The sequence below is a fragment of the Streptomyces sp. NPDC058678 genome (assembly GCF_042714835.1).
Classification (GTDB): domain Bacteria; phylum Actinomycetota; class Actinomycetes; order Streptomycetales; family Streptomycetaceae; genus Streptomyces.
The window spans coordinates 1-10,312 of sequence record NZ_JBHXSG010000131.1; the positions used below are offsets into that span (position 1 = coordinate 1).

Below are 10,312 nucleotides of genomic sequence, written 5' to 3' on the forward strand. Positions count from 1 at the left end.
CACCACCTGCCGCAAATGCTCCGGCGTCGTACCGCAACAACCACCGATCAGAGACAGGCCGTAGTCACGGACGAAAGTCTCCTGCGCGTCCGCCAGTTCCGGGGCGGTCAGCGGGTAGTGGGCGCCGTCCTTGCCGAGGACCGGGAGACCCGCGTTGGGCATGCATGACAGGGGGATGCGGGAGTGCCGGGCCAGGTAGCGCAGGTGCTCGCTCATCTCGGCCGGGCCCGTGGCGCAGTTGAGGCCGATCATGTCGATGCCCAGCGGCTCCAGCGCGGTCAGCGCCGCACCGATCTCCGAACCCAGCAGCATCGTGCCGGTCGTCTCCACGGTCACCGAGACGATCAGCGGGCGGTCCTCGCCCAGCGCGTCGAGGGCGCGGCGCGCGCCCACGACGGCGGCCTTGGTCTGGAGGAGGTCCTGCGTGGTCTCGACGAGGAGCGCGTCGGCGCCGCCCGCGATCATGCCCTCGGCGTTCCGCTGGTAGGCGTCGCGCAGGGTGGTGTAGGGCGCGTGGCCCAGGGTGGGGAGCTTGGTGCCCGGGCCCATGGATCCGAGGACCCAGCGCTGCTGCCCGGTCGAGGCGGTGAACTCGTCGGCGGTCTCGCGGGCGATCCGGGCACCCGCCTCGGACAGCTCATACACGCGTTCGGCTATGTCGTACTCGCTGAGGGCGGCGTGGTTCGCCCCGAAGGTGTTCGTCTCCACGCAGTCGACGCCCACGGCGAAGTACGCCTCGTGGACGGAACGGACGATGTCGGGGCGGGTCAGGTTCAGGATCTCGTTGCAGCCTTCGAGGTTCTCGAAGTCCTCCAGCGTGGGGTCCTGGGCCTGGAGCATGGTGCCCATCGCCCCGTCGGCCACCACCACACGGGAGGCGAGCGCGTCTCGGAGTGCGGACACACGAGTCCGGCTGTCGGCGGAAGGGGTCGGCGGCACAGAGGCCATGAAAGGGCTCCCTCGGGTGCGACGGCTGTCGGCTTAGCTGCCGGAGGGCGACCGGCAGACTCGATGCCACGGTACTAGCCGCCCCCATCGGTGTCGCCAAGGAGAGTCCATCGGTGTCCCTGGGGGAGATCCCGGGTGATCACCTGCGGCTGATGCTCCTGACGCTGATGAGGGTGAGGATCCCGAGGCCGACGAGGGTGCCGGCGGCGCCGATCAGCTCTGCGGCGGTGTGCATGAACCCTCCAGCGGTCGGCAACAGCCTGGGAAACGTTCGGGATTCAGTCATATAGACATGGCGACCGCACGGCCTGCGGATCCGCAGCCGCACCGCCCCTCGAGTTCACTCGGAGAGCAGACACCGAGCGGGCCGGAAGCAGTCGCGGAGCACACACGGCGAAGAAGTGGGGTGGCGGGTGGGCGACCCCACGTTCGAACGCCTACGATCCTCTGTTGTGTCCAAACTGACCGACGTGCCCAAACGGATCCTGATCGGGCGCGCACTGCGCAGTGATCGGCTCGGCGAAACGCTCCTGCCGAAGCGCATCGCACTCCCCGTCTTCGCCTCCGACCCGCTGTCCTCCGTGGCGTACGCGCCGGGAGAGGTGCTGCTGGTCCTCTCCATCGCGGGCGTGTCGGCGTACCACTTCAGCCCCTGGATCGCTGTCGCGGTCGTCGTGCTGATGTTCACCGTGGTCGCCTCCTACCGGCAGAACGTGCACGCCTACCCGAGCGGCGGCGGCGACTACGAGGTGGCCAACACCAACCTCGGGCCCAAGGCGGGCCTCACGGTCGCCAGCGCCCTGCTCGTCGACTACGTCCTCACGGTCGCCGTCTCCATCTCCTCCGGCATCGAGAACCTCGGCTCGGCGGTCCCCTTCGTCGTCGAGCACAAGGTGCTCTGCGCGGTCGCCGTGATCGTGCTGCTCACGCTGATGAACCTGCGCGGGGTCAGGGAGTCGGGCACCCTCTTCGCGATTCCGACGTACGTCTTCGTCGCGGGCGTCTTCATCATGATCGCGTGGGGAGCGTTCCGCGGGCTGGTCCTCGACGACACCATGCGGGCGCCGACGGCGGAGTACCAGATCAAGCCCGAGCATCAGGGCCTGGCCGGTTTCGCCCTGGTCTTCCTGCTGCTGCGCGCCTTCTCCTCCGGCTGTGCCGCGCTCACCGGCGTGGAGGCGATCTCCAACGGCGTCCCGGCGTTCCGCAAGCCCAAGTCCAAGAACGCGGCGAGCACGCTCGCGGCGATGGGCCTGCTCGCCGTCACCATGTTCTGCGGCATCATCGCGCTGGCGGCGGTGACCAAGGTCCGCATGGCGGAGAACCCCGCGGTCGACCTGGTGCACAACGGAGTAGCGCTCGGCTCCGACTACGTGCAGAACCCGGTGATCTCCCAGGTCGCCGAGGCCGTCTTCGGCAAGGGCAGCTTGCTGTTCATCGTGCTGGCCGCGGCCACCGCGCTGGTGCTGTTCCTGGCCGCGAACACCGCGTACAACGGCTTCCCGCTGCTCGGCTCGATCCTCGCCCAGGACCGCTACCTTCCCCGCCAGCTGCACACCCGCGGCGACCGGCTCGCCTTCTCCAACGGCATCGTGCTGCTCGCGGGCGCGGCCACGCTGCTCGTCGTCATCTACGGCGCCGACTCGACCCGCCTGATCCAGCTCTACATCGTCGGTGTGTTCGTGTCGTTCACGCTCAGCCAGACGGGCATGGTCCGCCACTGGAACCGCCACCTGGCGACGGAACGGGACCAGGCCAAGCGCCGCCACATGGTCCGCTCGCGCGCCATCAACGCCTTCGGTGCCTTTTTCACCGGCCTGGTGCTGGTCGTCGTCCTGGTCACCAAGTTCACGCACGGCGCCTGGGTGGCACTGCTGGGCATGTGCATCTTCTACGCCACGATGACGGCCATCCGTAAGCACTACGACCGGGTGGCCGAGGAGATCGCGGCTCCCGAGGGCCCGAGCGACGACAGCGTACGGCCGTCCCGCGTCCACTCCGTCGTACTGATCTCGAAGATCCACCGCCCCACCCTGCGGGCGCTGGCCTACGCCAAGCTGATGCGCTCGGACACCCTGGAGGCGCTCAGTGTCAACGTCGACCCGGCGGAGATCAAGGCGCTGCGCGAGGAGTGGGAGCGGCGTGGGATCGACGTACCGCTGAAGGTGCTCGACTCGCCCTACCGCGAGATCACGCGGCCGATCATCGAGTACGTCAAGAGCCTGCGCAAGGAGTCGCCGCGCGACGCGGTGTCCGTGATCATCCCCGAGTACGTGGTCGGCCACTGGTACGAGCACCTGCTGCACAACCAGAGCGCGCTCAGGCTGAAGGGCCGGCTGCTGTTCACCCCGGGCGTCATGGTGACCTCGGTGCCGTACCAGTTGCAGTCCTCCGAGGCGGCCAAGAACCGGGCCCGCAAGCGGCAGGAGTGGAACGCCCCGGGCGCGGTGCGACGCGGGCCGGCGCAGGAGCGGGCGAAGGAGTCGTCGACACCGACGTAGACTGGTGGGCTGTTGTCCGGCAGTTCCCCCCTCTTACGCACCTGGAGTCACCCCGCCATGCAGGCAGAACCGAAGAATTCGCAGGCGGGGTCGCAGGCGCGGTCGCTGGTGGGGGAGGAGTACGAGGTCGAGGTCGGCCCCGTCGCCCACGGCGGTCACTGCATCGCTCGCACCGACGAGGGCCAGGTGCTGTTCGTCCGGCACGCGCTGCCCGGCGAGCGGGTCGTGGCGCGGGTGACCGACGGCGAGGAGGGCGCCCGGTTCCTGCGCGCGGACGCGGTCGAGGTGCTGTCGGCGTCCAAGGACCGCATCGAGGCACCCTGCCCCTACGCCGGACCCGGCCGCTGCGGCGGCTGCGACTGGCAGCACGCCAAGCCGGGCGCGCAGCGCCGCCTCAAGGGCGAGGTCGTCACCGAGCAGCTTCAGCGGCTCGCCGGCCTCACGCCCGAGGAGGCCGGCTGGGACGGCACGGTGATGCCGGCCGAGGGCGACAAGGTTCCGGCGGGCCAGGTGCCGCAGTGGCGCACCCGCGTGCAGTACGCGGTGGACCCCGACGGCAACGCCGGACTGCGCCGCCACCGCTCGCACGAGGTCGAACCGATCGACCACTGCATGATCGCCGCGGAGGGTGTCAGCGAGCTGGGCATCGAGAAGCGCGACTGGGCGGGCATGGAGTCCGTCGAGGCGATCGCGGCGACGGGTTCGCAGGACCGCATGGTGATCCTGGAGCCCCGGCCCGGTGCCCGCCTGCCCCTCGTCGAGCTCGACAGGCCGGTCTCCGTCATGCGCGTCGAGGAGCACGACGGCGGCATCCACCGCGTCCACGGTCGCGCGTTCGTGCGCGAGCGCGCCGACGGCCGCACCCACCGCGTCGGCAGCGGAGGCTTCTGGCAGGTCCACCCGAAGGCCGCGGACACGTTGGTGACGGCGGTCATGCAGGGCCTGACGCCGCGCAAGGGCGAGATGGCGCTGGACCTGTACTGCGGTGTCGGCCTCTTCGCGGGCGCGCTCGCCGACCGGCTCGGCGACAAGGGCGCGGTCCTCGGCATCGAGTCCGGCAAGCGCGCGGTCGAGGACGCCCGGCACAACCTCGCCGGCTTCGACCGCGTCCGCATCGAACAGGGCAAGGTCGAGTCGATCCTGCCGCGCACGGGAATCACCGAGGTCGACCTGATCGTCCTGGACCCGCCGCGAGCGGGGGCGGGCCGGAAGACGGTGGCGCACATGGCGTCCCTCGGGGCCCGGAGGATCGCGTACGTGGCCTGCGATCCGGCTGCGCTGGCGCGGGACCTGGGGTACTTCCGGGACGGGGGGTATCGGGTGCGGACGCTGCGGGTGTTCGATCTGTTTCCGATGACCTCGCACGTGGAGTGCGTGGCGATTCTCGAGCCCGCTGCAAAGGGGCTCTGACCAGCAGTTTTCCTAGGTTGCTGTATGGTCGAGCCAGGGTGATACCTGCCGCCCAGGGGCCGGCGCGCCGAGCGCCGAGGGCGCGGTGAGACCGCCACCTACGTCACCGAGGAGCATCCGCCCGCTGTCCCGCGTCGGGACAGCCGACCTTCTTCTCGTCGGGACGGCCTCCGCCCGTTACAGGGCACGGGCGCGATCCACCGGCCGCCTCCATGGCGGCGGCGTCGCCGTCAGCTGACGGGGAGGAGGCCGACAGGTCCTGGCCGGCGGCCCAGGAGGCCTGGGACTGTGTCGCCGTAGGCGCGACGCCATCCACTCGCCCTGCGGGGGCACGCCGCTGAAGGGCCGAGCTTCCGAGGCCCCGTCAGCTTGGAGCGTGTCCTCTGTGGAGTGTGTCGGCGGTGCGGTCGCCGACGCGGGGGGTGGGAAGGGGTGCCCGCCCCGTCTCGCGTCGTAACGCGTGGGCGATGGCGCGAGCGTCGATGCCCGCCTGGCGAAGGACGCCGGTGAGGGGATTGGTGTATCCGGCGAAGTACAGGCGCGCGGCTGCGGGATGGGTCTGTGCCCCTACGGCGAGGGGTTGCCCGTCCTCGTCGAGTACGCCCAGGGGCCCGACCAGGTCGTGCAGGTCGGGCCGGTACCCGGTGGCGGCGATGACCGTGTCGGGTCGCAGTCGGGTGCCGTCGGCCAGTACCACGTCGGGGCCGTCGAACGTCTGGACGGCCGCGACCGGCTCGACCCGCCCGGACCGGACGGCGTCCACGAAGCCGTGGTCGAGCACCGGGTTGACCCCTTCGCGAGCATTGCGGGTGTACAGGCCCGTGCGGGGCCGCGGCAGCCCCCGTGAGGTCAGGTCGGGCACCGCGAGACGTTGCGTGAGCAGGGAGGTGCGGTCGCGCCACGCGAGCGGGAGGACCTCCGTCAGCCGGCCGACTGCATGCCATCGGGCGCTTGAGCGGGGCAGGATGTTGGGTGGGGTACGGACTGCGATCCGTACCCGTCCGGCTCCGGCTCCGGCCAGGGCGCCGGCGATCTCGGTACCGCTGTTACCCGCGCCGACCACCAGGACGTCCCGCCTGCCGTAGGGGCCCGGAGACCGGTAGTGGGCCGAGTGCAGCAGCGTGCCGGTGAACGTCGAACGCCCCGGCCAGTCGGGGACGTTCGGGGTGTGGCAGCGGCCGGTGGCCACCACGACCGCGCCGGCGGGCACGGGGCCGTCGGGGGTGTGGACCAGCCACTGTGCTCCCGAACCTGGCTCGGCCCGCTCGATGCGCCGCACCGGGGTGGTCACCCGGACGTCGAGTCGGTGGTGGGCGACGTAGCTCTCCAGGTAGCGCACATAGTCGTCCCGGCTCACCCACGGGCCTGCTTGGCGCGGCACCGACAGGCCGGGCAGTTTCGAGGCGCCGAGGGTGGTGTGCAGGCGCAAATGGTCGTAGCGCTGCGCCCAGCTCGCTCCCACGCGGTCCGACCGTTCCAGGATCACGGCCGGCACCCCGGAGCGGCGCAGTAGCGCCGCGGCCGCCAGGCCGTGGGGGCCGGCTCCGATCACGACGGTGGGGGCGCTGAAGTCTCGCTGTGGTGTCGGGGGCATCGCCACCTACAACGGCAGACCGCGGCTCACGTCACGCTCGACGGCGAGGCGCAAAGCCTGTGGAGTGGCGATGCCGACATGTCACCAGAACAGCGGGTGGCCGCCGTTACACCGGCGGTACGGACTCGTTGAACACCGGGCAGTAGCGCGCCCCTCGCGCGGAGTTGGTCCCCTCAGGGCCCGGATCGTCCGGCCGAGCGCAGCCGAGCGGCCATGAGCCGGACAGGCCAGGGGACATGAGCCTGCGCGGCCCGGCCTCTGCCGCGGGCTTTTCCTCCGGGCCGGCTCGCTCCATCTGTCCGATCCTTCGAGGGGCTCATGTGCAGGCAGTAACGACGTGCCACCGGCCACGGCTGCTAATCAGCGGAGTCTGCAAGGCGTACGGCGGCAGGCAGGTCCTGCGTGACGTCGACCTTGAGGTTCCCGCCGGGACGCTGGTGGGAGTCGTCGGCGAGAACGGCGCGGGCAAAAGCACTCTGCTGCAGATCGCCGTAGGAATCCTCGCACCCGATCGCGGAACGGTGACAAGGACCGGGGCGGTCGGGTACTGCCCGCAACGGGCGGTACTGAACGATGCGTTCACCGTCGGACAGCATCTGCGGTTGTTCCAGATGGCCTACCGGCTGCCGACACTGGAGCGCGTCGGGGAGCTGATGGAGCTGCTGGCACTGACCGACTGCCGGCGCCGGCCGGTCGGCGAGCTCAGTGGCGGAACGCGACAGAAGCTGAACCTCCTGATCGCTCTCATGCACGATCCGCAGTTGCTGGTCCTGGACGAGCCCTACCAGGGCTTCGACTGGGACACCCATCAGCGGTTCTGGTCCCTGGCCGCCGATCTGCGTGATCAGGGCCGGTCGATCGTCGTGGTTTCGCACCTGCTGCACGACCTGCACCACTTCGATGCGATCGGTCATCTGCGCCGGGGCCGTCTGCACTTCGAGGAGACCGACCGTTGAGACTCTCCTGGACGGCATTCACCGAACTGCTGCGCTGCACTCTGCTGGGCCACCTGCGCAACCGGCTGGCTCTGGTTCTGGCGGTCGCGTTCATCCCCATCTGGATCGCTGTGGCACGCCTGTGCACCTCCGACAAAGTGGTGCGCATCCGGCTGGACGCCGTCAGCGCCCCGGTCTCCGCTCCGGCCAGCCAGTTGGGCCAGGTGGCCAGCGCGCTGGGCGCCATCACCATGGTCGCCGGCTTCGTCACCTTCACCGAGACCTTCCAGTCCCGGCAGATGGACCGCCGTCTGCTGATGGCCGGCTACCCCCGGCTGCCGATGCTGCTGGCGAAGCTTGCTGCCGTCGCCCTCACCGCCGCCCTGCTGGCCCTCTACACCACGCTCCTGCTGTGGATCTCCCTGCCCGTACGCCACGCAGGTCCCCTGGGGCTGGCCCTTGCAGGTGCCGGCCTCGCCTACGGCGGCATCGGGCTTCTGCTCGGCTCTCTGGTCCGCGGCGAGCTGGAGGGCTTCTTCCTCATCATCATGCTCAGCCTGGTCGACACCGGCCTGCAGAATCCCGTCTTCAACACACTCATGGACGTGGCGGGCGTGTCCGCCCTTCCGCTGTACGGCGTGAACCAGCTGGCGCTGAGCTCAGCCCTCACCCCACACACCCCCTGGTCCCACGGCCTGCTCTCCCTCACCTGGTCCGCGACGACCGGCGCCCTGGCGCTGCTCGTCCTCCACACCCACCGCCCTTCCCGCTCCCCGCGGTCCCGCAGGACGCGGATCCAGGCAGGGTGATCACGGTGAGGATCGTTCACGAGGGCAACCGGCACCTACGCGGTGAGGGCTGCGTCGACGGCAGGCCGTGCGCCGGCGCGGGCGAGGTTCCCGACGCGGGCCGGACGGCCCATGTGATCGAGTCGGTCAGCGCGCGGATATCCGCCGGACGGTCGAGGCCCGCGGGCACTTCCCGAAGCCTGGGCGCAGCCGGACCTCTTCGGTGGCAAGAGCGAGCTGGAGGGGAAGGCTGCGGCGCCCATGTTCCCGGTGCGGTGGAAAGGTCGGTACGACGGCGTCGGGCTGGACAACCCGTGGCGAGAGTCCTCTGACCTGCTGCTTCTCCGCTTTGTCAGTGCTGCGGCCGGTTGCCCGGCGCGACCGGCCGCAGCACTGACGGGGTAGTCGGATCAGGAGATCAGCTTGATCGCCTGCCATCCGCCTGTGCCGACCACCGTCGGCGGGCCCACCAGGCCGGTGCGGCGCCCCGGGAGGAACTCCAACCCAGCGGTGGTGTTCGCCGTTGTCGACCACAGGTCCGGGATGCCGTCGGTGTTGCTGTCGCCGGAGGCGGTGAACAACGGGCGGGCGGTCGTGGTCCAGCCGGTGGCATACGCCGTACGGTTGGCGCCCGCCCCCAGTGACCCCGGATCGGTGCCGCCGTCCGGGATACCGTCGCCGTCCGCGTCACCCGCGCTCTTGCCGTGGTACACCCACAGGTCACCGGTGGAGGTGTTGCGGGCGATCAGGTCGGCGAAGCCGTCACCGTCGACGTCGCCCGGCGAGGCGAGCTGCATGACGCCCCAGCCGGAGTTGCCGATCAGGTAGCCGGAGTCGACCGTGCCGGAGAAGGAACCCGGCAGGAACCACAGCTGGTCGCCGATGACCGCCACGAAGTCCGGGTACGGCTCCTCGCTCTCCTGGGTGATGTCGCCGACCGAGACGATCTGTTTGATCGTCGCCGGGTCGATCGCCACCTCGGTCTCCTGGTCGGGGAAGAAGTACACCTCCTGCTTGGTGTCCTCGGTGAACTCGCCCAGCCCGTTGTTCGGGTAGAGCCACAGCTTGCCGTCGGAACGGCGGGCCACCAGGTCCTCGTAGAAGTCGCTGGTCCAGTCGCCGCGGTGGGACAGCAGTGCGCCGTTCCAGCCACCCGCGGTGGACAGGGGGAGCATGGTGGCGACCTTGCCGCCACCGGTGCCGCCGTACAGACGGAGGTTGTTGGTGCCGTCGACGGCGAGCAAGTCGGGATCGCCGTCGCCGTTGACATCACCGGGCCTGTCCGCAAGGCCCGGACTCTTCACGTAGAACCGGTAGGGATAGACCGGGCCGGGGTTGCCTCCGGCGTCGACCATGCGCACGTACAGGGTGTGCGGTCCCGGGGTGAGGGGGGTGATCGGTGCCGTTGCCGGGCCGCCCTTCGTGGCGGGCTTGGCTTCCTTGCTCGGCGGGGTCCGGTCGAGGTCGTACAGGTACTTGGTGGTGTCCGTAACGCCGTTGGCGCCGAACTGGAACACCCCTTCCGTACGGGCCAGGGCACCCTCCACCGGCTCCATGTCAGCGGTGGTTTCCGGGAACAGGTCGCCCTGGGAGTCGACGGTCGGCATCACGGTCGGGGCGTTCGGGTCGAAGCCGAAGCGGCAGCCCGGAGCGCCCTGAGTCGGCGTCCAGTCGGAGGCGAAAGCCGAGTCGGAGACGTCCTCCGCCTGTGCCTTCCAGGAGAACTGCCCGTTACTGGCGCCGAGATGCTTCAGCAGCGTGGCCTTGGGCACCTTGACCCGCGCCTGGGCACCCTTGGAGTTGCTGGAGATGACGGTCACCTGGACTCGGGTGTCGAAGATGATGCCCGGTGACACGTCGTGCTTGCCGGTGGCCCACAGGTGGAACTGAACGTTGACCTTGCCACCGTCGGGGTCCCACACCTGAGCGGTGAGGGTCACGTCGGTGTTGCCCAGCGTCACGTACGTCGAACCGTTTCCGCACTCGGTGGCGCCGACCTTGGTGCTGGGGATGGTGTCGAGCGACCAGGGCGCCTTCGGCAGGCGGTTGAACTCGACGATCAGCTTGGCGTCCGGCTTGAACTTCTTCCAGCTGTACTCGTCCTTGGCGTCCTCCGCGCTCTGCGGGGCCCGCAGA

Annotated in this window: 7 protein-coding genes; 4 read left to right on the forward strand and 3 right to left on the reverse strand. The window is 70.0% G+C overall.

Annotation, left to right across the window (positions count from 1 at the left end; translation table 11 throughout):
• On the reverse strand, positions 1-948 hold a 948-nt coding region (locus tag ACFWWR_RS47290), incomplete at its 3' end, for a homocysteine S-methyltransferase family protein (protein WP_384310564.1).
• A gap of 452 nt (positions 949-1,400) precedes the next feature.
• Between ACFWWR_RS47290 and ACFWWR_RS47295 the strand changes: the two genes are divergently transcribed.
• Positions 1,401-3,449 (forward strand): APC family permease, encoded by a 2,049-nt coding sequence (locus ACFWWR_RS47295; RefSeq protein WP_384310566.1) that lies wholly within the window; start codon positions 1,401-1,403, stop codon positions 3,447-3,449.
• A gap of 57 nt (positions 3,450-3,506) precedes the next feature.
• A complete protein-coding gene (locus ACFWWR_RS47300) occupies positions 3,507-4,859 on the forward strand; it encodes a class I SAM-dependent RNA methyltransferase (protein WP_383877915.1) in 1,353 nt (450 codons plus the stop codon).
• A gap of 364 nt (positions 4,860-5,223) precedes the next feature.
• On the opposite strand, the gene ACFWWR_RS47305 is transcribed toward ACFWWR_RS47300, so the two are convergent.
• Positions 5,224-6,453, reverse strand: coding sequence for a flavin-containing monooxygenase (locus ACFWWR_RS47305; RefSeq protein WP_384310568.1), 1,230 nt, complete (start codon positions 6,451-6,453; stop codon positions 5,224-5,226).
• A 320-nt stretch (positions 6,454-6,773) separates the two neighbouring features.
• Between ACFWWR_RS47305 and ACFWWR_RS47310 the strand changes: the two genes are divergently transcribed.
• The gene (locus ACFWWR_RS47310; RefSeq protein ID WP_384310569.1) at positions 6,774-7,409 is read left to right on the forward strand and encodes an ABC transporter ATP-binding protein; all 636 of its coding nucleotides are present in this window, start codon (positions 6,774-6,776) and stop codon (positions 7,407-7,409) included.
• Positions 7,406-8,197 (forward strand): hypothetical protein, encoded by a 792-nt coding sequence (locus tag ACFWWR_RS47315; RefSeq protein WP_383877921.1) that lies wholly within the window; start codon positions 7,406-7,408, stop codon positions 8,195-8,197. The genes ACFWWR_RS47310 and ACFWWR_RS47315 overlap by 4 nt, the downstream gene beginning before the upstream one ends.
• Positions 8,198-8,586: 389 nt before the next feature.
• On the opposite strand, the gene ACFWWR_RS47320 is transcribed toward ACFWWR_RS47315, so the two are convergent.
• Positions 8,587-10,312 (reverse strand): FG-GAP repeat domain-containing protein (locus ACFWWR_RS47320; protein ID WP_384310570.1); only part of this gene is annotated, 1,726 nt, incomplete at its 5' end.

What these genes read in the sequence shown, in the direction of transcription:
- ACFWWR_RS47300 (WP_383877915.1), top strand. Translation starts at nt 3,507, where the DNA reads ATGCAGGCAGAACCGAAGAATTCGCAGGCGGGGTCGCAGGCGCGGTCG.
- ACFWWR_RS47305 (WP_384310568.1), bottom strand. Translation starts at nt 6,453, where the DNA reads ATGCCCCCGACACCACAGCGAGACTTCAGCGCCCCCACCGTCGTGATC.